Origin of the sequence: Streptomyces sp. AN091965 (genome assembly GCF_022698285.1) — a bacterium.
Classification (GTDB): domain Bacteria; phylum Actinomycetota; class Actinomycetes; order Streptomycetales; family Streptomycetaceae; genus Streptomyces.
In genome coordinates this window covers 3,055,757-3,081,075 of the sequence record NZ_JALDMY010000001.1, presented here as the reverse complement: position 1 = coordinate 3,081,075, position 25,319 = coordinate 3,055,757, and the positions used below count along the sequence as shown (strand labels likewise).

General features: G+C 70.8%; 23 protein-coding genes and 1 pseudogene. 13 read left to right on the top strand and 11 right to left on the bottom strand.

The features are described 5' to 3' along the window. The first annotated feature begins 664 nt into the window (after window positions 1–664). Window positions 665–1,096, top strand: a complete 432-nt coding sequence (locus MQV74_RS12855) for an SH3 domain-containing protein (RefSeq protein WP_051855111.1) — start codon at window positions 665–667, stop codon at window positions 1,094–1,096. A gap of 285 nt (window positions 1,097–1,381) precedes the next feature. Further along, a complete protein-coding gene (locus MQV74_RS12850) occupies window positions 1,382–1,660 on the top strand; it encodes a hypothetical protein (RefSeq protein ID WP_063761278.1) in 279 nt (92 codons plus the stop codon). 715 nt (window positions 1,661–2,375) lie between these two features. On the opposite strand, the gene MQV74_RS12845 is transcribed toward MQV74_RS12850, so the two are convergent. After that, window positions 2,376–3,125, bottom strand: a complete 750-nt coding sequence (locus MQV74_RS12845) for a GntR family transcriptional regulator (RefSeq protein ID WP_242717108.1) — start codon at window positions 3,123–3,125, stop codon at window positions 2,376–2,378. 202 nt (window positions 3,126–3,327) lie between these two features. Between MQV74_RS12845 and MQV74_RS12840 the strand changes: the two genes are divergently transcribed. The 7 genes and pseudogenes from MQV74_RS12840 to MQV74_RS41365 all read left to right on the top strand — a co-directional run. Continuing rightward, window positions 3,328–3,708, top strand: coding sequence for a hypothetical protein (locus tag MQV74_RS12840; protein ID WP_030679654.1), 381 nt, complete (start codon window positions 3,328–3,330; stop codon window positions 3,706–3,708). After that, on the top strand, window positions 3,708–4,157 hold the full coding sequence (locus tag MQV74_RS12835) for a hypothetical protein (RefSeq protein WP_030679652.1): 450 nt from the start codon (window positions 3,708–3,710) through the stop codon (window positions 4,155–4,157). The genes MQV74_RS12840 and MQV74_RS12835 overlap by 1 nt, the downstream gene beginning before the upstream one ends. Next, window positions 4,157–5,488, top strand: a complete 1,332-nt coding sequence (locus MQV74_RS12830; protein WP_051855109.1) for an FtsK/SpoIIIE domain-containing protein — start codon at window positions 4,157–4,159, stop codon at window positions 5,486–5,488. The genes MQV74_RS12835 and MQV74_RS12830 overlap by 1 nt, the downstream gene beginning before the upstream one ends. Window positions 5,489–5,505: 17 nt before the next feature. Next, window positions 5,506–5,676 (top strand): hypothetical protein, encoded by a 171-nt coding sequence (locus tag MQV74_RS12825; RefSeq protein ID WP_158857715.1) that lies wholly within the window; start codon window positions 5,506–5,508, stop codon window positions 5,674–5,676. A 100-nt stretch (window positions 5,677–5,776) separates the two neighbouring features. Then, window positions 5,777–6,148: a hypothetical protein gene (locus MQV74_RS12820; protein ID WP_030679649.1), complete on the top strand. Its 372-nt coding sequence runs from the start codon at window positions 5,777–5,779 to the stop codon at window positions 6,146–6,148. A gap of 109 nt (window positions 6,149–6,257) precedes the next feature. Further along, window positions 6,258–7,658: a replication initiator gene (locus MQV74_RS12815; protein WP_051855107.1), complete on the top strand. Its 1,401-nt coding sequence runs from the start codon at window positions 6,258–6,260 to the stop codon at window positions 7,656–7,658. Window positions 7,659–7,954: 296 nt separating this feature from the next. Further along, window positions 7,955–8,455 (top strand): annotated as a pseudogene (locus MQV74_RS41365) (recombinase family protein); the annotation flags it as partial. A gap of 921 nt (window positions 8,456–9,376) precedes the next feature. On the opposite strand, the gene MQV74_RS12810 reads toward MQV74_RS41365, so the two are convergent. The 5 genes from MQV74_RS12810 to lipB all read right to left on the bottom strand — a co-directional run bounded on the left by MQV74_RS12810 (window position 9,377) and on the right by lipB (window position 13,302). Next, a complete protein-coding gene (locus tag MQV74_RS12810) occupies window positions 9,377–9,607 on the bottom strand; it encodes a hypothetical protein (protein ID WP_234334398.1) in 231 nt (76 codons plus the stop codon). 334 nt (window positions 9,608–9,941) lie between these two features. After that, on the bottom strand, window positions 9,942–10,652 hold the full coding sequence (locus MQV74_RS12805; protein ID WP_030679641.1) for a DUF4191 domain-containing protein: 711 nt from the start codon (window positions 10,650–10,652) through the stop codon (window positions 9,942–9,944). Between the two features lie 30 nt (window positions 10,653–10,682). After that, window positions 10,683–10,886, bottom strand: a complete 204-nt coding sequence (locus MQV74_RS12800) for an SCO2195 family GlnR-regulated protein (RefSeq protein WP_138959333.1) — start codon at window positions 10,884–10,886, stop codon at window positions 10,683–10,685. A 452-nt stretch (window positions 10,887–11,338) separates the two neighbouring features. After that, window positions 11,339–12,304 carry a lipoyl synthase gene (lipA, locus tag MQV74_RS12795; protein ID WP_242717107.1) on the bottom strand — a complete coding sequence of 322 codons (966 nt, stop codon included), beginning with the start codon at window positions 12,302–12,304 and terminating at the stop codon, window positions 11,339–11,341. Between the two features lie 137 nt (window positions 12,305–12,441). Beyond that, window positions 12,442–13,302: a lipoyl(octanoyl) transferase LipB gene (gene lipB / locus MQV74_RS12790; RefSeq protein ID WP_242717100.1), complete on the bottom strand. Its 861-nt coding sequence runs from the start codon at window positions 13,300–13,302 to the stop codon at window positions 12,442–12,444. Between the two features lie 252 nt (window positions 13,303–13,554). On the opposite strand from lipB, the gene MQV74_RS12785 reads away from it, so the two are divergent. Continuing rightward, window positions 13,555–15,000 (top strand): regulator, encoded by a 1,446-nt coding sequence (locus MQV74_RS12785; protein WP_138959330.1) that lies wholly within the window; start codon window positions 13,555–13,557, stop codon window positions 14,998–15,000. A 133-nt stretch (window positions 15,001–15,133) separates the two neighbouring features. Here the strand turns inward: MQV74_RS12785 and MQV74_RS12780 are convergent, their stop codons facing one another. Both MQV74_RS12780 and MQV74_RS12775 read right to left on the bottom strand, forming a co-directional pair. After that, window positions 15,134–16,558, bottom strand: coding sequence for an NAD(P)/FAD-dependent oxidoreductase (locus MQV74_RS12780; protein ID WP_242717098.1), 1,425 nt, complete (start codon window positions 16,556–16,558; stop codon window positions 15,134–15,136). A 375-nt stretch (window positions 16,559–16,933) separates the two neighbouring features. Next, complete coding sequence (locus MQV74_RS12775) at window positions 16,934–17,869, bottom strand: TIGR01777 family oxidoreductase (protein ID WP_242717096.1); 936 nt, start codon at window positions 17,867–17,869, stop codon at window positions 16,934–16,936. A 62-nt stretch (window positions 17,870–17,931) separates the two neighbouring features. Between MQV74_RS12775 and MQV74_RS12770 the strand changes: the two genes are divergently transcribed. After that, window positions 17,932–18,420, top strand: coding sequence for a GNAT family N-acetyltransferase (locus MQV74_RS12770; RefSeq protein ID WP_242717094.1), 489 nt, complete (start codon window positions 17,932–17,934; stop codon window positions 18,418–18,420). Window positions 18,421–18,584: 164 nt separating this feature from the next. Beyond that, entirely contained in the window at window positions 18,585–19,718 is a 1,134-nt protein-coding gene (locus MQV74_RS12765) for a PP2C family protein-serine/threonine phosphatase (protein ID WP_242717092.1), read from the top strand. A gap of 73 nt (window positions 19,719–19,791) precedes the next feature. Here the strand turns inward: MQV74_RS12765 and MQV74_RS12760 are convergent, their stop codons facing one another. Continuing rightward, a complete protein-coding gene (locus tag MQV74_RS12760) occupies window positions 19,792–20,313 on the bottom strand; it encodes a DUF4240 domain-containing protein (RefSeq protein ID WP_242728632.1) in 522 nt (173 codons plus the stop codon). Window positions 20,314–20,446: 133 nt separating this feature from the next. Here MQV74_RS12760 and MQV74_RS12755 point away from each other — a divergent pair, with 133 nt between their 5' ends. After that, window positions 20,447–21,382, top strand: a complete 936-nt coding sequence (locus MQV74_RS12755; RefSeq protein WP_242717090.1) for an SDR family oxidoreductase — start codon at window positions 20,447–20,449, stop codon at window positions 21,380–21,382. A gap of 18 nt (window positions 21,383–21,400) precedes the next feature. Here MQV74_RS12755 and MQV74_RS12750 read toward each other — a convergent pair whose 3' ends face one another. Continuing rightward, window positions 21,401–22,378, bottom strand: coding sequence for a helix-turn-helix transcriptional regulator (locus tag MQV74_RS12750; RefSeq protein ID WP_242717088.1), 978 nt, complete (start codon window positions 22,376–22,378; stop codon window positions 21,401–21,403). 189 nt (window positions 22,379–22,567) lie between these two features. Then, entirely contained in the window at window positions 22,568–25,273 is a 2,706-nt protein-coding gene (gene aceE / locus MQV74_RS12745) for a pyruvate dehydrogenase (acetyl-transferring), homodimeric type (protein ID WP_242717079.1), read from the bottom strand. Between the last annotated feature and the right edge of the window lie 46 nt (window positions 25,274–25,319).

Here is a 25,319-nt window from a genome sequence, read left to right as displayed (position 1 = left end):
TGGACGTGCCCGACCAAGGAGGAGGCGCAAGCTCTCTTCCGGGCCGAAGCGACCATGCCGCTTGCCTTCAGGCGACGCGGTCGGCAACGAGAGCACATCCGGCCGCCGCGTTCTGAGCGTGCCCGCCAACAGGAGGCGGAGCCATCCGGCATAGGCATAGACGAGCGGGAGCGCGTGAGGCTGCGACAAGTCGCCCTCGCCTTCTCTGAGTTGGGCTACGACTGGTGCGGCTACGTGCCATCCGGGCTCGCCTCGGCGGTGATCGCATGAGCGGCAGCACAGATGCCGGTGAGCGCTCGGGGCCGGAGCGCGTGTTCACTGTCTGCGGGCACTGGACTACCGCGCCCGTGGCGATCGGCTCTACGCAGAGTGCGAGCGGAGGAGCGGGGGACACCCTCTCCTCATGCGCGGATCACGCGCACTTGTTCGCTCAACTCCCGCAATGGGATGAGATACCCCTTATGCGACGTTAAGTCGCTAACCCTTGAAGCCCCTGTTCCGAATGCGGAACGGGGGCTTCCTGTCGTGAGGGTGAGGCCTGGCATGCCACTCATTCGGATAAGTGGTTGACCCATGACCAGATGGGGCGCAAGTCTGGAAACTCATTCGGATGAGTGGTTGACCGATGGGTTGGCTGCTCGCCTCGACCTGAAGGAGTTTTCAGATGGCACGCAAGATTCGCGGGATGGCGCTGGCGGCGGCGGTGGCGGTCGGCGTCGGCATGGTGGGTGTGTCGGCGGCGTCGGCCATGCCGGACGTCCCGTCCACGCAGCACGGACCTTCGGCGGCGGTGCGAACACCGGTCCCGGTGCCGGGGCCTGCGGGGACTGCTGCGGCTGCGGCTGCGGCGGGCGCCGACGGGTTACAGCGCGGTGAGATCGCCCGGGCGACGGTGAACGGCCTCCGGCTGCGCACCGGTCCGGGGACCCAGTACCGGATCCTGGGCATGCTGGCGAAGGGGGACCGGGTCAAGCTGGTCGGCGCGAAGCAGGATGCGCGGGGGCAGATCTGGCACCGGGTGACCCTGCGGGGCGGCTCGGCCTACGGGCTGCCCTCCGGGTATCGCGGCTGGGTGACGGCGGCGTACCTGTACTGAGGTCCGGCGCGGTCTGAGTGGGCCCCCTCTTCGCGTGGTTTGCGGAGAGGGGGCCGCTTTGACGGGTTTGTGGCCAGTGTGGCGCTAGATATTCCCACGGCATTTTTGAATATTTTCGTGTCTTGGCAATCCAGAACAGTCGCGGTGGATACCATCGGGAGTGCACTACTGAACATCGCGCGAGACTCGGCCGCTCGATTGGCGCTTTCCAATCGCCTTACGGTCGCGGGGGGTTGTCGGACTCTGACCCGGGAGTTGATTTGCTCGTGCAGGGAGAGATTTGCAGTGGTGAACAATTCGGGAATTGGCAACGGCGGTCCAGATGACGGCCTCTGGGTGCCCGACGTGGATTACGTGGCGGGGTGGGTGGAGGCGCGCGCGGCGGCGGATGCGGTGAACGCTGCGGCCGCTTTGTGCGGGCTGGAAGGCGACGTGCGGGCCACGCCGCACGCGGACGCCCGAGGTGAGGCGGTGGTGTGGATGTGCCCGAACGGGGCTGCCCGGGTTGCCGAGGTGCTGGCGCTGTGGGCGCACGGCGGGCAGACCGGCTTAGGCGAGAGCTGAGAGGAGAGATCATGCGGCACAACGAGTGGCAGACCCGGCGGGGCTCGCGGGTGCGGATCCAGAGGGAGCGGGATGGGGAGTTCATTCGCTGCGAAGGCTGCCCCGGGCTCATCCGGATCACGGGCGCCGGACCCGCCCGCGCCGCTGCGGAGGAGCACGCGCGCACCTGCACGCGCTAGGGCGCGCGTGTTGCGCCAAACCTCCCTGGCAGTCTGAGAGTTGCCCGGATCCGGCTGTTGGCCTACGCGCGTCACACTCCCAACCTTCCTCTGATCATCGCCCGTTCTGAACCTGAGCCACCGAAAGCCAGCCACGACGGCGGCGCGGACGAACGGCGGCCGCAGGGAGGTCCCGTGCACCACGGACGGGCCCGGCCACGCCACCGGCGCCTTGGGCCCCTGCGGTCGGCGGACGCCATGGAGCGCGCACCCCTCGTCGGTCGTACCGCAGCGCCGGAGGCGTGAGGAACGCCCCGACCCGTAGGCGAAGATCATCAACCTCCAGCCGGCCCCCGCCCAAGATCAACTAGCTGTCGCCGCGGCGCCGTTGAAGATCAAAAAGAGGCCCCCGCGGAGGCCTCTTCGTGATCATGATGCAAGGGGGTCGGGCGGCCCGGACGTCCGGGCGGGACCGGCCGGAGGCCGCATGCCCGTCCGGAGCGGCCGGAGCCGCCCGGCGCGCCCGCAGGGCGCGCCCTTGAGGAAGTAGAGAAAAGTTACGCCGACTTCGGGGGCGTCTTCTTCGCTGCCGGGCGCCGGGTCGGGGCCAGATGGAAGGTCACGCGGGTGCTGGCGGCCGGGGCACGCAGCTCCTCGCAGATCAACGGACAGTCGGTGTCGGCGTCGCTGATGATCCGGTAGGTGACCATGAGCGGCCCGGGGTCGGTCAGGGCGAGGGAGGCGCGCTCGTCCGGGTAGGGCAGGCGGGCGGTGATGTGCTCGGTGATGGTGAGCGTGCGCCCCTCGGCCAGGTGCGCGTAGACCTCGGCGAGCGGGGCGTCCGGCGCCTGGGCGAGAGCGGGTACCTCGGCGGCCGTGGCGAGCGGGATGATGGTGCGGTGCGCGACGCGGGCGGCGGTCTGCGGGTCCCGGAACGTGCGGTCGACGCTGAACGCGTCCTGGTCCCGCTGCCGCAACAGGTCGCCCATGTCGCCGGTCAGCGTGGTGCGGGACACGGCGGGCGCCTCCGCCTCGGTGAGATCCGGCAGCTGCCAGGTCTTCCCGCTGCGGTAGACGGACCGGTCCACGCGGTACGTGGCCCGGCTGCGGTTGCGGTCCAGCACGGTGGCGCCCTTGCCTTGGCGGACCTCGATGAGTCCCATGCCGCGCAGCTCGGCGATGGCCGAGCGGACCGTGGCCTTGGCAATGCCGTACATCTGGACCATGGCGTTCTCGGACGGCAGGAGGTCGCCGGGCTGGTACTTCCCCTCCTTGATCTCTTCGGCCAGTTTGCGTGCAACATGCACGTATAGCGGGTCGGGTCGTGCGATGTGCTGGCGTTCGGTGGCCATGCCGCTACCCTTCGGCGGTCGGTTGATGATCTTGTCAGTGCGTAAAGCTCCCCACCGGCAGGATATGGGGTTGACCGTGAACCGCATAGGGGGTGACTCTATTCACCACTCATTCGGATGAGTGGTGAACTGATGAGTCAAGTTGAGAGGAACTCCTGTGCAGACCAAACCGATTGATACCGCCCGCCTCGGCGTCATGCGCTGTGTGATCGCCCCCGAGGCCCGGATGACTCCCGATGGGGCGGTGCGCCGCGACCGGGAGGGCCGGACGCTGTGGACGACCGGGATCTCTGTCCGGCAGCGCGAGACGCGCCGCGCGGACGTGATCACTGTGGTGACCAGCGTGCAGCCGCAGGGTGTGAAGGAGGGCGCCGAGGTCAAGATCACGGACCTGTGGGCGAACGAGTGGGCCATGGACGGCCGGTCCGGGACGACGTGGCGGGCTGAGGCGATCACCCCCGTGTCGGCGGGCGGCCCGTCCGGCGGCGGCTCCGGCGGCTCCGTGCGCGGTGGCAAGTCGGGCGGCGGTGAGAGCTGATGGACCGGTACTTCTGGCATCTGTCGAGCGCCCAGGCGTCCGGTATGGCGTGTGTGGTGTGCGGCGCTGACCTGATGTCTGAGGGGGCGGCCATGGCGATGGTGGGCCGTGACCCGGCGACCGAAACGCAGGTCTACGCCTGCAAGGACCCCTGCGCGGTCGGCGTGGCCACGGAGGCTGAGCGGATGGCGGCCGAACTCCGCGCGATCACTGGCACAGATGCCCTCAGCCAGGATGCCTCGCTGGGCCAGGATGGCGAGTTTGGCGCGCTGCTGCGGGAGATGCGCATCCTGGTCGGCAACGAAGCGCTGCTCGCTGCGATCACGGACATCCCCACCCTGCTGTTCCTGCTGGAACTGACGGAGCATCACGCGGGGCTCGCCGCAGCGCGCTCCCGGGTGATCTATGACCGGATGCGCAGCAACGAGCCCGGCGACGGGGAGGCGTGATGCCTCCTGTGATCGTGTGGGTGCTCCTCGGCCTGGCCGGTCTCGGCTGGCTCACGCGCCGCTGGTGGCAGCCACGCTTGGCGGCCCGGGGCCTGGACGTGCGCGAGCTGCCGGTGCGGTGGTGGCTGGTCGGCTACCCGCAGACGGCCGTGCGGATCGTCTTCAGCTGGCGGCGGCTGTGCCAGGTCACCAGCCTGGCCGTGAGCCTGCGCGCCTCCCACCAGAGGGTGATCGGCAAGGGGACCGTGGTGGAGGGCCGGGCGCTGCGGCCCTCGGTGCCCCGGCTGAGCTGGCCCCTGCCGACGCGGCGCGGCCTCACGGTGCGGGTGGTGATGCACCCCGGGCAGACCCCCGCCCCCTACTACGCCGCGGCGCGGGCCATGGAGCACGCATGGCGGGTCCACCACGTCCACGTGACCTCGCCCCGGCGGGGGCATGTGCTGCTCACCATCACGGCCGTTGATCCGCTGACGGGTCAGCTGCCTGCCGCAGAGTGCACCGGGGAGCTGCTGTCGGCGGATGTCGGCTGGTGCGAGGACGGCGTGGCCTTCGTGATCGACTTCCGGCGTACGCCGCACTGGATGATCACCGGGGCAACGCAGAGCGGGAAGTCAACGCTGCTGGCGGCGCTGGTGCGTGCCCTGACTCCACAGCCGGTCGCGCTGCTGGGTCTCGACTGCAAGGGCGGCATGGAGCTGGGCCCTTTCGGGCGGCGGCTGACCCTGCTGGCCACCAGTCGGCGTGAGGCGGTCGCGCTGCTGGAACGGCTGGTGCGGGAGATCAAGGAACGCACGCGAGTGTGCCGGGACGCGGGAGCGCGCTCGATCTGGGACCTGCCGGAGAAGAGCCGCCCCGTGCCGCTGGTGCTCCTCGTCGACGAGATCGCCGAGCTGTACCTGACCGACGGTTCCCGCTCGGAGCGGGAGGCCGCTGAGCGGTGCGGGACGCTGCTGCTGCGGATCGCCCAACTCGGTGCCGCCCTGGGCGTACACCTGGTGGTCGCCGGGCAGCGTGTCGGCTCCGATCTCGGCACCCGGGTCACCTCGCTGCGGGCGCAGCTCGGCGGACGCGTCGCCCACCGGGCCCACGATGAAGCCTCCGCCGAAATGACGCTCGGCGATATCAACAAAGACGCGGTCGTGGTCGCGCAGAGCATCACGGAAAACGAGCAAGGCGTGTGCGTCGTCGCGATGCAAGGGCGCTGGACCCGTGCCCGCTCCCATCTGATTTCACCGGAGGAGCGGGCGGAAATCGCGGCCACCGGCCCACCCCTTCGGGTGTTCCTTTCCGGCCTCTACCCCGAGCCTGCGGAAGGAGGACGGACGGAATGACGCACTCAAATCTGTATGTGGTCGACGCGTTCCTGATGTTCTACGCGTTCATGCTGGCGCGCTCCCGCGAACTCAAAATCCATCAGGTCCTGCTCATCGCACTAGGCGGTTTCCTGCTGGCTATGACCCCGCTCGGCTATCCCATCTGGCTGTTCGTCCTCGCGGTCGGCAACGGGGTCTTCGGCTGAGAGCGGGCACCCCGCCCACGACCAAGATCACCGGCCCGGCAGCCGGCCCCAACCCAAGATCAACATCCGGCCTCTGCGGCCCTCAGCTGGAAGGACCATCATGGATCACCTGCTGGTGTACCTCGCCCGGAGCCTCCTCTACGCCGTGATGAGCCTGATCACGGCCCTCGGCGGGCTGGTCTCGTCCTCGACGCACCCGGCCACGCCGACCGAAAGCGGCGTCACGGAAGTCGGGTGCTCGGCGGTCAAAGTCAGATCCCAACCCGCAGCGAACGCGTTAGCGCGCGGCGTCGCCTATCGCGGTGACGCGTTCACCTACACCCAATTCACCTACCACCGCAGCGAACGCGCCTGGTACACGCGCGGAGAGATCGTGCGCGGGCATGACCGCGTCACCATCTCCGGCTACATCCCCTATGAATGCGGAACTCCCTACGGCAGCAATGCACTTCCGCTTCCGGCCACCCGCTGACCGGATACACCGCGCGCTGGCGCATCACTCCTCCTCGCCACAGAGCGATTCCTCAAAGGAGCTGACATGACGACGACCGCACCCATTCCCACACAGAGAGGTCCCCCGCATGCGCGCCTATCCCACCGACCCGGCGGCGCGGCGCTCGGCACTGGACGATGCCGAGCGACTGCGCCGCCTGCCCTCCATCGACCGCGACTTGATCCGCCTCGCCCACGAGCCCGGCTTCCCCCGCTGGCTCGACCAGATCAAGGCCACCGGCGGCTGCGCCCGCCCCGTCTACCTGTCCGGGCACACCACCGTGCGCGACGCGGCCACCGGCGCCGTGCTGCGCCACTACACCACCGCCGACGAGCCCGGCGGCCGGATGCCCGTCCGCTGCCGCAACCGGCGCCAGAGCCGCTGCGAGCCCTGCTCCCGCCAGCACGCGGGCGACACCTACCACCTGGTCCGCTCCGGCCTCCAGGGCGGCAAGGGAGTCAGCGAGCGGGTACAGCTCCACCCCCGGCTCTTCCTCACCCTCACACCCCCCGGCTTCGGTGCCGTGCACCGCGCCAGCGACACGGGCCCCTGCAAGCCCCAAGACCCGGCAGCGCGCTGCGAGCACGGGCGCCCCCTCGCCTGCCACCAACGCCACGACAGCCGCGCACCGTTGGTGGGTCAGCCGCTGTGCCCCGACTGCTACGACCACACCGGACACGTCCTCTGGCACGCCTGCGCCGGACGGCTCTGGAATCGCTTCTGCCACGCTGTCCGGCGGCGCCTGGCCACCCTGGCGGGCATCGCCCAAACCCGGCTGCGGGAACACCTGGTGCTCTCCTTCGCCAAAGTCGCGGAATTCCAGCGACGCGGAGCCGTTCACTTCCATGCCGTCATCCGCGTGGACGGCCCCAACGGACCCAGCACACCGCCCTCGGCATGGGCGACTGCCGAACTCCTGGAACAGGCCGTACGGGAGGCTGCAGACTCCGCCCACGTCCACTCGCCCTACTCACCTGCCACCGGCGAACGGCTGATCCGCTTCGGCACCCAACTGGACGTGCACCCCATCACCACGGCCCTGGATTCCACAACTGCCGTCACGGATGACGCCGTTGCGGCATACATCGCCAAATACGTCTCCAAGAGCGTCGGTGACGCGGGCGGAGTCGACTACCGGATCACGCATTACGCGAGCATCCACCACGCGCCCGTGAATGCTCACCTACGCGCCCTCATGGCTACCTGCTGGCGCCTCGGAGCACTGCCCGAACTCGCATCCCTCAACCTGCGCGCCTGGACACACACCCTCGGATACCGGGGCCACGTACTCACCAAATCCCGCCGCTACTCCACCACGTACGGGCAGCTGCGGGCAGCACGCGCAGACCACCAAACCGGCACTAGCCATCTCGATGAGGAGGCCAAAGAAACGGTCACAGAATCTGCCTGGCGGTACGTCGGGGTCGGCCATTCCTTAGCTGAAGCCGAATTGGCTGCCGGGGTAGCGCATCACTCGGGGGAATTTTGACTATCGAATACGAAAGGAGTAAACACTATTCGTTGGATTCATTGCCGAGTGAAGACCTGTTGCCAGATGATGATGAGCGAGCGAAGTTGAAGCACAGTCAAGATCGAAATCGCGGAGATCCTGATCTTCGTGTTGTGTGGGAGGAGACGGCTGAGCCAGGATCGGAGGCGGCGCATCGCCGAATATTGGAAATCCTATTTGGATTCCGGCGATCATCCTCTACATTCGAGTGACCGCATAGGTGACCCCGGCAGCGGTGCAACGCTCCGGGGTCTGGCCACTCTGGGAGGAGTGACATGGGGAAGTCTGTCACAGCTGCCATCGAGATCGCAGCTCAAGCCACGCAATCGCCGCTTCGAGCCGTCGACTACTTGCGGGTCTCTACTGATCAGCAGAAGAAGGGGTACGGGATCGCCTACACGGGTGCGCGGACGGCCGCCTTCATAGCGGACAAGCGATGGGCGCACGTAGAGACCTTTAAGGATGAGGGCGAGAGCGGCAAGCTGCCTTGGCGTCAACGTAAGGATGCCGCTCGGATCATGACTCTGGCCTGCCAGAGGCCGCGCCCCTTTGATGTGGTTGTGGTGTACGAGACGCGGGCTATTGGGCGGCGGAATCGAATCTTCTGGGAATGGGTTTGGACCCTGCAAGACCTCGGCGTCTTCGTGGCGGTTGTCGATGAAGATATCGACAATACAACCGAAGACGGTGAAGCGCGTATGCAGGAAAGAGCCACTGAAGACTTCAGGGAACTGAAGAAGATCCGGATGAGGACGCAAGGAGGAATCCAGAGGAAGGCTGAGCTAGGAGAATTTCCCGGCGGGGTCGCGCGATACGGATACCGCATCGAAAACCAGGGGCGTAAAGGCGAACAGGCTCTCGTCCTAGATGACTGTGATGGTGGCTCGGCGTGCAGCCGCACTGACCCATGTTCCGTAATTCATGAGGCACCCGTACTCCGTTTCGCGAGAGAGATTGCAGTCCGGGTGAAAGGGGTATGGGACACGGTCGCACTCTACCTCAATGCGGAAGGTTTCATGACGCGCTCCGGGGTGCCGTGGACAGGAGCAAATATCCGATCCCGCCTTATGGATGAGGATTTCCTCAATGCACGCTACGTATTTCGCAGTGAACGCCGTGCGATACTCGGGCCAGACGGTCAACCAGTTTGGGGAAAGAGTGTCACTATCCCATTGCCGCCCATGTTTACGCCGGATGAAGTGACGGAACTTCGGAGGGCTGCCACAAAGTCCCATCGGAAACCTGCCGTGTCCCAGCGTCCTTACCCGCTGTCCAGTCGCCTTCGTAGTCTGTGCGGAAAGCATTATGTCGGGGCGAGCGCCAGCGCTCTTTCCACCGTGCACTATCGCTGCAAGGGGAAGAGTGCCGCTTTCCCGGGCGCGTCGGTGTGCGACTGTTCGCAACTCGACGCAGACGGAATCGAGCGTTGGGCTTGGAGTCAGTTATTCGGGCTCTTAGGGGATAGAGGAAGACTCAAGAAACTAGCTAGTGATTGGGCAGGGCAGGACGAAGAAGAGGCGGTGGATTCTACTGCCCGGCTGTTTGAGCTGGATCGAAAGATCGCAGAGCAATGTGCGGCGATCGACATTGCGCGTTCCTTGAGCGCGAAAGAGGTAGTGCGTAGAGGGCTTTCCGGAAATGCTGCGGAATCCGCAGTCGAAAAGGCTCTGGCGTCACTCCAAGAGGAATTGGAATACCTAGAGCGTGAGCGTGCGGAAGCTGCCGCTGCGCAAGTAGAGGCCGTAGATGTTGAGGTGCGATCGGCGAGCCTCGACGAGCTGGTTTGCTTGGCTCAAGGTCGGCTGCGGAATCTGAGCGCGGACGAGATCGCCGAGCTGTACGACCTGCTCGACATCAAGATCAGGTTGCTTGGTCCACCCCCGCCGATGCACAGGGGTTTGGCTTGCCCGGTGGCGACCTGGTTCCACGAGAGGGAGCGTCTTGTGCCGACCATGGAAGAGGAGGCGTGGTCTCGCGTGGCGGAGGCGTTCCCAGATGGCGGGACGCGGCCTCGGCAGAAGGGAGGGCTCGCGCCGCGTGTCGTGCTGGAAGCGTTCTTGGAGAAGGCTCGCACGGGCGCCACGTGGACTGAACTGGACGCCAGGTGTGGCTCTACGGGACTCCGGGGCCACTGGAGGAGGTGGCTCAAGTCCGGGCGCTGGGAGGCGGCTCTAGCGGCGCTGGAAGGGTGCGAAGGGGAACCAATAGCTGAGCCTCACCCCCTGCCATCCATGGAGATGACAGGGAAGGTGAGGCCAGAACTCATCGTCGGGGCGCCTTGGGCGGGCGTACGCCCTTCACACCCTTCGGCATCGGCCCCTTCGGCAGGGGCATGTTGCTCATGAGGTCCCCCATCGCCTTCAGACGGTCGTTGGTGGCCGTCACCTGGGGGCCCTGGAGGACGCGGGGGAGCTTCAGGAGGGTCGTGCGCAGCTTCTTCAGCTCGACCTGGCCCTCGCCCGTGCCGACGATGACGTCGTGCACGGGGACGTCCGCGACGATGCGGGCCATCTTCTTCTTCTCGGCGGCCAGCAGCGGCTTCACGCGGTTCGGGTTGCCCTCGGCGACGAGGACGATGCCCGCCTTGCCGACGGTCCGGTGCACCACGTCCTGGCTGCGGTTCATCGCGACCGCGGGGGTCGTCGTCCAGCCGCGGCCGATCTTGTCGAGCACCGCGGCCGCCGCGCCGGGCTGGCCTTCCATCTGGCCGAAGGCCGCCCGCTCGGCACGGCGCCCGAAGACGATCGCCATCGCGAGGAAGGCGAGCACGAAGCCCAGGATGCCGAGATAAACGGGGTGGTCGATCCAGAGGCCGATCGCGAGGAAGACACCGAAGGTGACGATTCCCACAGCTGCGATGACGAGACCGATCTTGGAGTCGGTCCGTCGGGTCATCTTGTACGTGAGGGCGATCTGCTTGAGTCGCCCCGGGTTCGCCGCGGCGTCCGCCGCGGTGGTTTCCTTCCTCGCCATGCCGTGAAGTCTACGTGTCCCGGCGGGCTACTACGACGTGCGGGTTGGTCCCGCCTCTTCCAGCACGCGCTGCGCCTCGACCCGGTCCTTCGCGCGGCGCCGGTCCTCGAGCACGGAGGTCCAGGCGTTGCGGCGTGCGGTGCGCTGGCCACCGCGCAGGAGCAGGGACTCGACGGCGCGCAGCGCGTCGGTGACGGACGGAATGGCGGTGGCGCGTACGGGCGCGGCCTGCATGGTGATGCCCTCCGAGATCCGAGAAGCGATGGTGAACGGGGGAACGCTACGAGTGGCTCTCGCTGGCACTGCGTCGTGCGGTGGGGGCCAGTGGCCGGTGCTGCCGCCGGGCCTCTGGGTAAGGCCCTACGTGCGGTAGTTCCAGCGTCACTGATTGGTGTTACCAGGGCGTGACCGAGCGGTCAAACACCGATGAAGCCTTGACGCGAAGGGCCCGAACGCTGACGCGGCCCATACGGTCGCCCCTACCTGCGGAGACCGTATGGGCCGCGAAATCTCGGCCACTACCGAGTGGTAGCTGCTTGTGCGCGGATTCACACGCGCCCGCCCCGATGCGGATGCGCCCGCTCCGATGCGGATGCGCCCGCTCCGACGCGGACGCGCACCCTCCGGCCAGGCCGTGCCGACATGCGCACCGCGGCCCGGCCCTACGCCGGGCCCCCGCTCGCGCGTCAGACCGCCTGCGAGGCCACGTACGCGCCGCGGCGCTCGATCGCCATCTGGTAGAGCCGCCCCGCGCGGTACGAGGAGCGGACCAGCGGGCCCGACATGACGCCGGAGAAGCCGATCTCCTCGGCCTCCTCCTTGAGCTCGACGAACTCGTGCGGCTTCACCCAGCGCTCCACCGGGTGGTGGCGCACCGACGGGCGCAGGTACTGGGTGATCGTGATGAGCTCGCAGCCCGCGTCGTGCAGCTGCTGGAGCGCCTCGCTGACCTCCTCGCGGGTCTCGCCCATGCCGAGGATCAGGTTCGACTTGGTGACCAGGCCCGCCGCGCGGGCCTCGGTGATGACCTTCAGGGAGCGCTCGTAGCGGAAGCCGGGGCGGATGCGCTTGAAGATGCGCGGCACCGTCTCCACGTTGTGGGCGAGCACCTCGGGGCGGGACGAGAAGACCTCGGCGAGCTGGTCCGGCTCCGCGTTGAAGTCGGGGATCAGCAGCTCGACCTTGGTGTGCCCGGTCTCGCGCTCCGCGGTCATGGCGTGGATCTGACGCACGGTCTCCGCGTACAGCCAGGCGCCGCCGTCCTCCAGGTCGTCGCGGGCGACGCCGGTGATCGTGGCGTAGTTCAGGTCCATCGTGACGACGGACTCGCCGACGCGACGGGGCTCGTCGCGGTCGAGGGCCTGCGGCTTGCCGGTGTCGATCTGGCAGAAGTCACAGCGCCGCGTGCACTGGTCACCGCCGATGAGGAACGTGGCCTCGCGGTCCTCCCAGCACTCGTAGATGTTGGGACAGCCCGCTTCCTGGCAGACCGTGTGCAGGCCCTCGCTCTTCACGAGCTTCTGGAGGGCGTTGTACTCGGGGCCCATTTTCGCCCGGGTCTTGATCCACTCGGGCTTGCGCTCGATGGGGGTCTGGGCGTTCCGGACCTCCAGGCGCAGCATCTTGCGTCCGTCGGGTGCGACTGCGGACACATCGGCTCCCTGCTAGCTGGCGTAACTTCGATTCATCGGCGCACCCCAGGGTACGCCCGTTGTCTCATGGGGCTTACTCCCGGCCAACCTCTGGCCAAGGGGGTGCATTCCCGAAAGCGCCCCCGGCCGCGCGGAGGCTAGGAGGCGGCGGCCTCGGGGACCCGCTCGGCGGCCGGTCCCGCGGCGGCGTGCCCGGAGGTCTCCGCGGGCTGCTGCTCGATGACCCGCGGCTTCAGGTCCGCGTTCTCCAGGATGTCCTTGAGGTGCTTCTCCACCACCGGCAGGACGTCGGCGATCGTGACGTCGCGCCCCAGCTCGTTGGCGATGGACGTCACGCCCGCGTCGCGGATGCCGCACGGGACGATCCTGTCGAACCAGGTGTTGTCCGGGTTCACGTTCAGCGCGAAGCCGTGCATCGTGACGCCCTTGGCGACGCGGATGCCGATCGCGGCGACCTTGCGGTCCTCGCGGCGCTGGCCCGCGTTGGAGGGCGCGTACTCCGGGCCGTTGAGGCGGGGGTCGAACTCGTCGTCCGTCAGGCGCGGGTCGAAGTCCAGGCTGAGCCCGCCGAGCGCCGCGCGCTGCTCCACCGGGTCGCCGAGGACCCAGACGCCGCTGCGGCCCTCGATCCGCGTCGTGGCCAGGCCGAACTCCGCACACGTTCGGATAAGTGCCTCTTCCAAGCGCCGTACATGTGCTACGACGTCCACCGGACGGGGCAGTTTCTGGATCGGATAGCCGACGAGCTGCCCCGGGCCGTGCCAGGTGATCTTGCCGCCGCGGTCCACGTCCACGACGGGCGTGCCGTCCAGCGGGCGCTCGTTGTCGGCCGTGCGGCGGCCCGCCGTGTACACCGGCGGGTGCTCGAGCAGCAGGCAGGTGTCGGGTCCCTCGTCCGCGAACCGGGCCGCGTGCACGCGGCGCTGCTCGTCCCAGGCCTCCTGGTACTCGACGTAGTCCGGGCCGAAGCCCAGCCGGATGAATCGCAACTCGCCCACGGCGCGTGCCTCCCTAACCTCACCGTGCACCGAAACCTCACCGCACACGGAAACCTTCACCGTGCACGGATCGCGCCCCAGCCACTGTACGACTGGCGTTCTCCCGTCAGCCCTCCGGCCAATCCTCACACGATCGGATGAATGCGGCTTGAAGGTCCCGACGGGGGCGGTGCAGGCCGTTACATTCACGCCGTTCACGAGGCCAAATGGGCTGCTCAAGGCAGGCCCAAAGGGCAGGAGACCGCACAGCTGATGACGGAACGACCCCCGCAGCGCACCCCCAACCGCCAGCTCGCCGCACTCATCGCGGAAGCCGGATTCTCCAATGCGGGCCTGGCCCGTCGCGTCGATCAGCTAGGGCTCGAACACGGGCTCGACCTCAGGTACGACAAAACATCGGTGACACGCTGGCTCCGTGGCCAGCAGCCGCGCGGTACGACGCCCGCGCTGATCGCCGAGGTCTTCACCCGACGCCTCGGCCGCCGTCTGTCCGCGCAGGACCTCGGGCTCGACGCCTGCGCGCCCGTCTACGCCGGGCTCGAGTTCGCGGCGACGCCCGAGGAGGCCATCGACATCGTCGGCGGCCTGTGGCGCAAGGACTCCGGCAGCCACGCCGAACTGCGCAAGATCGCCTTCACCCCGGCCGGGCTCGTGGTGCCGAGCCGGGACTGGCTCATCGGCCGCGCCGACGAGCGCGTCGCCCGCGGCGGGGAGCCGCCGCAGCCGCCGCGGGTGCCCCCGCAGGGCCGCCCCGGGGTGCCGCGCCAGCGCCGCGACACCGACCGCGGCCCCGGGCACCGCGTGTCCGGCGGCGACATCGCGGCGCTGCGCTCGGTCGGCGAGCTGTTCCGCGCGCTCGACCACGCCTACGGCGGCGGCCACGCCCGCCAGGCCCTCGTGCGCTATCTGGAGCACGAGGCCGAGCCGATGCTCCGCGGCACCTACAACGAACAGGCCGGGCGCCGGCTGTTCGCGGCCGCCGCCGACCTCACCCGGCTCGCGGGCTGGACGTCGTACGACATCGCGGCGCACGGCCTCGCCCAGCGGTACTTCGTGCAGGCCCTGCGCCTGTCCCAGGCGGCGGGCGACCGCGCGTACGGCTCCTACGTCCTGATCACGATGAGCCGTCAGGCCGTCTATCTGGGCCACGGCCGCGAGGCCGTGCAGCTGGCCCGGGTCGCCCAGCAAGGTGTGGGCTCCTCCGCGCCGCCGGTGGTGCAGGCCCTGCTGCACGCCGTGGAGGCGCGCGGCCACGGCGTACTCGGCGAGGTGAGGGCGTGCACGGCCTCCATGGTGCGCGCCGAGCGCGCCCTGGAAGCCGCCCGGCCGGGTGACGAGGTCCCGTACTGGGCGCGCTTCTTCGACGAGGCCCAGCTCGCCGACGAGTTCGCGCACTGCAACCGCGACCTCCAGCAGTACCGCGCGGCCGCCCAGCACGCCGAGCGCTCCCTCCAGCTGCGGGCCCCCGGGTACGCCCGCTCCCGGCTCTTCTGCCGGGTCGTCCTCGCCACCTCGCGCCTCGGCCTCGGCGAGCTGGAGCAGGCCTGCCAGCTGGGCGCGGAGGCGGCCCAGGCGGCGGGCGAGATGCGCTCGGTGCGGGCGGTGGAGTACGTGCGCGACTTCGAGCGCCGCCTGGAGCCGTACCGGGACGCGGCACCGGTGCGCGGGTACCGCGACAAGATCGCGGCGCTCGGCTGACCACGGGGGCGCCTCCGGCGGGGCGCCCCCCTTCCTCCGTCGCCGGTCGGCTGCCGGTGTGTGGGGGCTGGTCGCGCCCGCGCGGCGGAGCCGCACATCGAAGCAGCCCCGCGCCCCTTTGGGGCGCTGCCTCCTACGCCGCGGTCGGAAGTCGGTCCTCGGTGTGCGTAGGAGTGACGCCCAGGTCGGCCAGGACGGCGTGGGCCGCGCGGCGGCCCGAGTGCAGGGCGCCCTGCACCGTGCTCGTGTCGCGGTGGTCGCCGCACACGTACAGGCCCGACAGGAGCCGTACCGGACGGCGCAGGTCGTGCGGCGGCGGCATCGCGGGCACCGCCTCGCGGGTGTGGTGCGCGGCGAGCAGCTCCCACCGGTCCGTCGGCGTGCCGTACAGCTCGGCGAGGTGGGCGAGCACGGTGCGGTCGAGGTCGTCCGGCGGCGGGCCGAGGACGGTCGACGAGACGAGGAAGCGGCCCGCGGGCGCCCGGGTGGGGTCGACGTGGCTGACGACGGCCGTGTGCGCGACCGGGCCGCGCCGGTCGGCGTCCAGGAGCAGCGCGGGCTCGCCGAGCGGCGGCTCGGGGGCCGCGTGGTGCACCACGGTCATCGGGTGGAAGGACGGCACGCGCAGACCGGGGAGCAGCTCGGCGGCGGCGCGCGCGTCGGTGGCCAGGAGGACGCCCCGGCAGGTCAGCTCGCCGTGCTCGGCGGTCGTGACGCGGTTGGCGGCCACCGCCGTGACGCGGACCCCGGTGCGCACCGTCCCCGGCGGCAGCGCGGCCGCGAGCAGCTCGGGCAGGGCGTCGGCCCCGCCCTCGGGCAGACACAGACGGCCGCGCGCGAACGCGTGCAGGGCGAGGTCGGCGCACCGGCTGGACGTCGTCAGGTCGGGGTCGCAGAGCAGCGCGGACAGCAGCGGGCGCAGGAAGCCCTCGATGGTGCGGGCGGGCAGGCCGCGCGCGGACAGGGCCCGCGCGGCCGGGAGTTCGGGGCGCGCGAGCAGCCGCCGCACCGGGGTGGCGGCGAGCCGGGCCAGCGCGGCGCCGAGCCGGGCCTGGTCGAGCGCGCTCCCCAGCGGGGTGCTGCGCGCGGGCGGCCGTGACGGCCGCAGCGCGCGGCCGGACGGGGCCCCGCCCGGTGTCCGCAGCGGCGTCCTGGCCCCCGCGCGGGCCGGGCGCGGGACCAGGGGGGCGCTCGCAAGGGCGCGCGCCGCATGGAATGCGCCCCTTGTGCGCCTGGGGCCCTGGCCGCCGATGAACTCCGCCGCGCGGTGGTGCTGGCCCCCGCTGTGGACGAGCAGGCCGGGTGCGAACGGGCGCAGGGCGAGCGCGTCGAGACCCGGCGTGTGACGTAGTTCCGGATACGACGTGCTGAGCAGCTGCCCGATCTTGTCGAGCCGGAAGCCGTCCACCTTCTCGGTCGACATGCGGCCCCCGACGTAAGGGGCGGCTTCCAGGATGACGGTCGTTACTCCGGCCCTGTTCAGCTGGTGTGCGGCCGACAGTCCCGAGACCCCGGCTCCCACGATGACGACATCCGCATGGTGCGCAGGCTCTGGCACGTGCTCCTCCCGGAGGTTGCGCGGCTGCTGGGGACGCTTATGCCCGTCACAGGGTGGCGGAATCCCCGAGTTCCGCTTGAGGGTAGGAGCCCCGCGCGGCGTCGGCAGTCGCGCATGGACCGGGCATGGTCGCACGACGGTCGCACGCGGACGGCGAAACGATGGCGTGTGGGCACGCGGGGGCACCGCGAACGCCCGGGGCGCGGCCGCCCCCGGCCCCTTGCTCCCGTGGCCCCTTGCCTGTTCGTCGTCGAGTGCGGGTGTGCGGGTGTGCGGGTGTGCGGGTGTGCGGGTGTGCGGGTGTGCGGGGGCTGGGCGCGCCCGCGCGGCGGAGCCGCACCGAAGCAGTCCCGCGCCCCCACGGGGCCCTCGCCGCTACTTCAGTGCTGCGCGCACCGCCTCGTCGATCGTCGGGTGGGTGAAGGTGAAGCCGGACTCCAACAGTCGCGTGGGCAGCACGCGCTGGCTGCCGAGGACGTCCCCGGCCATCTCCCCGAGCACCAGGCGCAGGGCGGGGGCAGGGGCCGGCAACAGCGTCGGCCGGTGCAGCGCCCGGCCCATCGAGGCCGTCACCTCGCGGTTGGTCACGGGCGTGGGCGCGGTCAGGTTGAAGGGGCCGGACAGCTCGTCGCGGGCCAGCAGATGCCGCAGGGCGGCCACCTCGTCGCGCAGCGCGATGAAGCTCCAGTACTGCCGCCCGTTCCCGAGCCGCCCGCCCAGGCCTGCTTTGAACAGCGGGAACATCCGTCCCCAGGCGCCGCCCGAGCGCGCCACCACCAGGCCGCTGCGTGCGAAGGCCGTGCGGATGCCCGCGTCCTGGGCGGGCCGGGCCGCGGCCTCCCAGTCCACGCACATCGACGGCAGGAAGCCCTCGCCCGCGGGGGCGCTCTCGTCCACCGGGCGGTCACCGGTGGTCCCGTAGTAGCCGATCGCGCTGCCGTTCACGAACACCCGGGGCGGCTCGTCGAGCGAGGCCGCGGCGGTGGCCAGCGCCTTCGTGCCGAGCACCCTGCTGTCGTACATCTCCCGCTTGTACGCGTCGCTCCAGCGCCGGTCGCCGACCCCGGCGCCCGCCAGGTTGACCACGGCGGTACAGCCCGCGAGCCCCGCCGTGTCCACGCGGCCCGCCGCGGGGTCCCAGCGCACCTCGTCCGCCGTGCGCGGGGCGCGCCGGACGAGCCGCACCACCTCGTGTCCGTCGGCCGCCAGCGAGCGCGTGAGGGCCGATCCGATGAGTCCGGAGGCGCCGGCGAGGGCGACGCGGGTGGGCTGTTGCGAAGGGTCCGAGGGCTGCGGACGCGTAGGCTCCATGGGCCCATCCTGCCGCGAAAAGGGCGGGTGGGGCGTCGTACTCGCGCCGTACAGTGACGCTCATGCAGCAGACGTACATACGCGCGGCCCGCGCGGGCGACGACGACGTGCTGGCCCGCCTGGACCGCGAGAACTGGTCCACCGTGCACTCCGTGCAGCCCCGCCCCGCACCCCCGCACGAGCCGTTCTTCTCCGACCGCTTCGGCCCCCGCGACCACCTGGTCGCCGAGGTGGACGGCCAGGTCGTCGGCTACATCCGGCTCGGCTTCCCCACCCCGCTCGCCGTCAACGCGCACGTACGCCAGATCCTCGGCTTCGTCGTCGCCGAGCAGGTGCGCGGCAAGGGCGTGGGCCGGGAGCTGATCAGGGCGGTCGTGGCGGAGGCCCGCCGCCAGGGCGCGCGCCGCCTCACCCTGCGGGTGCTCGGCCACAACGCGCCCGCCCGGGCGCTGTACGAGTCCGAGGGCTTCGTGACCGAGGGCGTCCTGCCCGGCGAGTTCCTCCTGGACGGGCGGTACGTGGACGACGTGCTGATGGGCCGCCCCCTGTGACCTGCCCGGCCGCGGCCGCCCGCCCGGCCGCGGAGCCGTCCCCGGCGACCTCCCCGGGCGGCCGCGCGGGGGCGGAGCGACACCCGACCTGACCGGCCCGGCGTGCGGACGCCCCGCGCTCGTAGGAGCGTGAGGACGACGCCCGTCGCCGGGAAGGAGCCCGCATGCCCAGGCCCGCGGTGGGGCGGCGGAGCGCGCGCGACCCCGACCTGCGGGGCCGCGTGCCCACCCCGCCCTGGATGCGCTGGCCCGCGCCCGTGCTCCTGGTCCTGACCGTGGTCGTCCAGGTCCTCACGCCCAAGACCCTCGACCTGAGCTTCCTGCTCGCGGCCGTGCCGCCGCTCGCCGCCCTCGCCTACGGGCCCGCCGCCACCGCACTCCTCGGCGGCCTCGTGCTCCTGATGCTCAACCTCCCGCGCTACGACCTCGGCCACCCCGGTGAGAGCGACACCGCGACCGTGGCCTTCGTGGCCGTGCTCAGCGTGGTCTTCGCCGCCGTCCGCAGCCGCAGGGACGCCCAGCTCATCACCGTCCGCACGGTCGCGGAGGCCGCGCAGTTCGCGGTGCTTCCGCCGCTGCCGGAGCGGGTGGGGCCGGTGCGCTGTGCGGGCCTGTACCGGGCGGCGCAGCACGGCACCCTGGTCGGCGGCGACCTCTTCGACGTCCGCCGGGGCCCTCGCGGCGTGCGGGCCATGGTCGGCGACGTCCAGGGGCACGGCCTCGCGGCCGTCGGGACCGTGGCCGCGCTGATCGGCGCCTTCCGGGAGGCGGCCCTGGACGAGCCCGACCTGGAGGGCGTCGCCGCCCGCCTCGACCGGCGCCTGGTCACCGACGCCGAGGCCGTCGAGGACACCGAGGGCGCGCGGCGCGGCGAGCCCGGCGAACTCTTCGCCACCGCCCTGCTCATGGAGTTCGGGGCCGAGGCCGACGCCGACGCGCTGCGCCTGGTCTCCTGCGGCCATCCGCCGCCCCTGCTGCTGCGCGGCACCGCCGTCACCGAGCTGGAGGTGTCCCCGGGGCCTCCGCTCGGCCTCGGCATCGCCGGGGTCGCGCCGCCTCGGGAGACCGTGGTGGCCCTACGGCCCGGCGACTGGCTCCTGACCGTGACGGACGGCGTGACCGAGGCCAGGGACGCCTCCGGGGCCTTCTACCCGCTGGCGGCCCGGCTGCCCGCGCTCTTCGAGGCCGAGCAGGACGACCCGGCGGCCCTGACGGACGCGATCTGGCGGGATCTGGTGCGGTTCTCCGGCGGGGTACGGGACGACGTGGCGCTCCTGGTGTTCGCGTGGGAGCGCTGAAGGGACGAGGACACCTGGGGGACGGGGGACGGGGGACGGGGGAGGGGGGATGCGGAGGCCGTCAGGGCCGGGGCTAGCGGGCGGCGAACCGCTCCCACAGCTTCGGAAACCGCTGCGCGAGCACCGCGTCGTCCTCGAAGTCGATCGGGGTGCCCTCCGGCTCCGGCGGCGCGGGGGCGATGCCGAGGTCCGGCGCCACGACCCCGGTGAGCTGCTCGTACGCCTCGTCGGCCGCGTAGCCGAGCTCCTCGCCGTCGCCGTCGAGCTCCTCGTCGAAGTCGTCGAGCAGCTCGGCCAGGGAGTCCGGGTCGTGCAGGGCGCCCTCGAAGACCTCGCGGCCCTGCCCGATGAGCCAGCACCGGAAGTAGTCGAAGGCGTCGTCGCTGACGCCGTCGAGCAGCACCCAGGCGGCGCCCCACAGGTCCCAGCGGTAGGCGCGGTTGTAGCGGGCCTCGAAGTGCCGCGCGAAGTCGAGCACGGCGTCCGGGTCGGCCCGCAGCAGCCGCTCGACCAGCAGCTCGGCGTGGTCCTCCGGGTCGCCGTCGGCGGCCTCCCGGGTGCTGTCCACGATCTCCCAGAACTCCGTCTCGTCCATCACGGGACAAGCATCTGCCCTGGCGGGTAGGGGCGCACGCGGAGTGCTCCGGAATGCGGCTGTGTCGTTATGTGTGCACATGCCCCTGGAAAGCCCGACAGAAGATGTCGGCTTTCGGTGGAAGGCTCGTCCCATGGAGAACGCACAGACGACCACGGCCCCCCTGTCCGGAAAGATCGCCCTCGTCGCCGGGGCCACGCGCGGGGCCGGGCGGGCCATGGCCGTGGAACTCGGCCGGGCCGGAGCCACCGTGTACGCGACCGGACGCACGACCCGCGAGCACGTCAGCGAGGTCGGCCGCAGCCGCGAGACCATCGAGGAGACGGCGGAGCTCGTGACCGCGGCGGGCGGCCGCGGCATCGCCGTCCCCACCGACCACCTCGACCCCGAGCAGGTCGAGGCCCTCGTGGACCGCATCGACGCGGAGCACCACCGCCTCGACATCCTCGTCAACGACATCTGGGGCGGTGACGTCCACGTCGAGTGGGACAAGAAGATGTGGGAGCACGACCTCGACAAGGGCCTGCGCGTCCTGCGCCTCGGCGTCGAGACCCACATCGTGACCAGCCGCTTCGCGCTGCCGCTGCTCATCCGCAACGAGGGCGGCCTGGTCGTCGAGGTCACCGACGGCACCGAGGAGTACAACAAGCGCTACCGCAAGCCCTACTACTACGACCTCGCCAAGGCGGCCCCGCTGCGGATGGCCCGCGCGCTCGCCGAGGAGCTCACGGAGTACGGCTGCACGGCGGTCTGCCTGACGCCGGGCTGGCTGCGCTCGGAGGCCATGCTCGACACGTACTTCAAGGTCACCGAGGAGAACTGGCAGGAGGGCACCCGGCAGAACCCGCACTTCGCGATCTCCGAGACCCCCACGTACGTCGGCCGCGCCCTCGCCGCGCTCGCCGCCGACCCCGAGGTGGCGCGCTTCAACGGCCAGTCGCTCTCCAGCGGCGGACTCGCCAAGGAGTACGGCTTCACGGACGTGGACGGCTCCGCGCCGGACGCCTGGCGGTACATCACGGAGGTCGACCAGGAGAGCCCGACCGCGGACGTGACCGGTTACCGGTAGGCCGTCACCGGGCGGCCGTCACCGGTAGAGCTCGGCCATCCGCGCCGCCGTGGCCGCGAGCCGTTCGCGCAGCTCCGGCGGCTCCAGGACCTCCACCTCCGGGCCCAGCGCGAGCATCTGCGTGTACGCGACGGCGGGGGACTCGACGGGCAGGGTGACGGTCACCCGGCCCCGCTCGTCGGGTTCGGCGCCGTCGAGGGCCTCGTGGGCGGCAGCGCGGTCCGTGACGTACGGAAGCTGCCGGGCCCCGTCGGGCGACAGCCTGAGCACGGCCTCGTCCCGCAGGATGGCCCGCGCGAACTGCGCGGCCCGCTCCTCCCAGAAGCCGGGCAGGTCGAACTCCTCGTCCCGTACGAAGCGGTCGTCGCCGGAGGCGGCCGAGGAGACGGCCGTGAAGCGGTCGATGCGGTACACCCGGAAGGATCCGGTGTCCGGGACGCGGGCGCACAGGTACCAGACGCCCGCCTTCAGGACGAGGCCGTACGGCTCCAACTCCCGCTCCACCTCGCTGTCCTGGCGGCGGTAGCGGGCGAGGACGCGGCGGTCGTCCCACACCGCGTCGGCCACCGCGGGCAGCAGCTCCGGGGCCGGGGTCTCCTTGAACCAGCCCGGGGCGTCCAGGTGGAAGCGCTGCGCCGCGTTCTGCGAGGCGTCGCTCAAGGAGGGCAGGAGGGCAGCGGAGACCTTCAGGCGGGCCGCGGACGCGGCGTCCTCCAGGCCCATCTCGCGCAGCGCCCCCGGCACGCCCGACAGGAACAGGGCCTCCGCCTCGCTGCGGGCGAGCCCGGTGAGCCGGGTCCGGTAGCCGCCGATCAGCCGGTAGCCCCCGGCCCGCCCCCGGTCCGCGTACACCGGGACGCCCGCCTCCGAAAGCGCCTGCGCGTCCCGCGTGATGGTCCGCTCCGACACCTCGAGCTCGGCCGCGAGCTCGCCCGCGGTCATCGAGGCCCGCGCCTGCAACAGCAACACCATCTTGATAAGCCGGGCAGCACGCATGCCCCCATCATGCCGCGGCGGCGGAAAGGCGCTCCGCGCCGGGGCCGCGCCCGGCGAAGCCGTGGAGCCACGGGTGGGCGGGTGGGAGGAGACACCGCGTCAGCGGTGCAGAAAAGGTGCGGAAAAGGGGTGCGGGGGCCCTGCCCACCCCGGGCAGGACCCCCGCACCCCTCGTACCGAGCCGGAGGCTTACAGGCCGTACTTGGCCCGGGCCTCCTTCACCGCGGCCGCGGGCACCGCGCCGCGGCGGGCCAGCTGCGCGAGCGCCGCCACGACGATCGACTCGGCGTCGACGCCGAAGTGGCGGCGGGCCGCGTCACGCGTGTCGGAGAGGCCGAAGCCGTCCGCGCCGAGCGAGGAGTAGTCCTGCTCGACCCACTGGGCGATCTGGTCGGGCACCTGGCGCATGTAGTCGGACACCGCGAGCACGGGGCCCTCCGCACCGGCGAGCGCCTGGCGCACGTACGGCACCCGCTCCTCGCCGCGCAGCAGCGCCTCGTCCGCCTCCAGGGCGTCCCGGCGCAGCTCCGTCCAGGAGGTCGCGGACCACACGTCACCGGCCACGCCCCACTCCTCGGCGAGCATCCGCTGGGCCTTCAGGGTCCAGTGGATGGCCGTGCCCGAGCCGATGAGCTGGATCCGCGCGGCGTTGGCCGCCGGGGACAGGCCCGCGGTCTCGGCCGTGTTGAAGCGGTACAGGCCCTTGACGATGCCCTCGTCCACACCCGCGGGCTTCGCGGGCTGCGGCATCGGCTCGTTGTAGACCGTCAGGTAGTAGAAGACGTCCTTGTCCTCGGCGGCATCGCCCGGCTTGGCCTCGCCGTACATGCGGCGCAGGCCCTCCTTGACGATGGCACCGATCTCGTAGGCGAACGCCGGGTCGTAGGTCAGCGCCGCCGGGTTGGTGGAGGCGATGAGCGGCGAGTGGCCGTCCGCGTGCTGCAGACCCTCACCCGTCAGCGTCGTACGACCGGCCGTGGCGCCGATGAGGAAGCCGCGGCCGAGCTGGTCGCCGAGCTGCCACATCTGGTCGGCCGTGCGCTGCCAGCCGAACATCGAGTAGAAGATGTAGAAGGGGATCATCGCTTCGCCGTGCGTGGCGTACGCGGACGACGCGGCGATGAAGTCCGCCATCGAGCCGGCCTCGGTGATGCCCTCGTTGAGGATCTGGCCGTTCTTGGCTTCCTTGTAGTACATCAGCTGGTCGCGGTCGACCGGCTCGTACGTCTGGCCCTTGGGCGAGTAGATGCCGAGCGACGGGAACAGCGACTCCATGCCGAAGGTGCGCGCCTCGTCGGGGACGATCGGCACCCAGCGCTTGCCGGTCTCCTTGTCGCGCACCAGGTCCTTGACCAGCCGGACGAGCGCCATGGTGGTGGCCACCGACTGCGAGCCGGAGCCCTTGTCGAAGGCCGCGAAGGCCTTGTCGGCGGGCGCGGGCAGCGGGGCGAGCGCGTGCGTGCGGCGGGCCGGGGCCGGGCCGCCGAGGGCCGCGCGGCGCTCCTGGAGGTAGCGGACCTCGGGGGAGTCGGCGCCGGGGTGGCCGTAGGGCACCTGGCCGTCGACGAACTGGCTGTCGCTGATGGGCAGCTCAAGAAGGTCACGCATGTTCTTGAACTCGTCCGTCGACAGCTTCTTCATCTGGTGGTTCGCGTTCTTGGACGCGAAGCCCTCACCGAGGGTGAAGCCCTTGACGGTCTGCGCCAGGATGACGGTCGGCGCGCCCTTGTGCGCGAGGGCGGCCTTGTACGCGGCGTACACCTTGCGCGGCTCGTGGCCACCGCGGGACAGGTGGAAGCACTCGAGGATCTTGTCGTCGCTCAGCAGCTTCGCCATCTCGACGAGCGCCGGGTCCTTGCCGAAGAAGTCCTCGCGGATGTACGCGGCGTCACGCGTCTGGTACGTCTGCACCTGCGCGTCCGGCACCTCGCGCAGACGGCGGACGAGGGCACCGGTGGTGTCGAGCGCGAACAGCTCGTCCCAGGCGCCGCCCCACAGGGACTTGACGACGTTCCAGCCCGCGCCGCGGAACTGGGCCTCCAGCTCCTGCACGATCTTGAAGTTGGCGCGCACCGGGCCGTCGAGGCGCTGCAGGTTGCAGTTGATGACGAAGGTGAGGTTGTCCAGTTCCTCACGGGCGGCGAGTGCGAGGGCCGCCGTCGACTCCGGCTCGTCCATCTCGCCGTCGCCGAGGAACGCCCACACGTGCGAGGCCGAGACGTCCTTGATGCCGCGGTTCGTCAGATAGCGGTTGAAGCGGGCCTGGTAGATGGCCGACAGCGGGCCGAGGCCCATGGAGACGGTGGGGAACTCCCACAGCCAGGGCAGCCGGCGCGGGTGCGGGTACGACGGCAGGCCGTCGCCGCCCGCCTCCTGGCGGAAGTTGTCGAGCTGCTGCTCGCCGAGGCGTCCGTCGAGGAAGGCGCGGGCGTAGATGCCGGGCGACGCGTGGCCCTGGATGTACAGCTGGTCGCCGGAGCCGTCGCCCTCCTTGCCGTGGAAGAAGTGGTTGAAGCCGGTCTCGTACAGCCAGGCGGCCGAGGCGAAGGTGGCGATGTGGCCGCCGACGCCGTACTTGGAACCGCGGGTGACCATCGCGGCCGCGTTCCAGCGGTTCCACGCGGTGATGCGGGACTCCATCGCCTCGTCGCCGTCGATGACGGGCTCGGCGGAGGTCGGGATGCTGTTGACGTAGTCCGTCTCAAGGAGCTTGGGCAGCGCCAGGCCCGCGCCCTCGGCGCGCTCCAGCGTGCGGCGCATCAGATACGCGGCACGGTGCGGCCCGGCCGCCTTGGTCACGGCGTCCAGGGAGGCCTGCCATTCGGCGGTCTCCTCGGGGTCGCGGTCCGGGAGCTGGTCGAGCTCGCTCGGCTGGATGCGGGAGGGGTCGGTCATTACGCCGCCTTCCTGAGTCGGAGGGGTTCCCGTGCCTGGTCGGGCG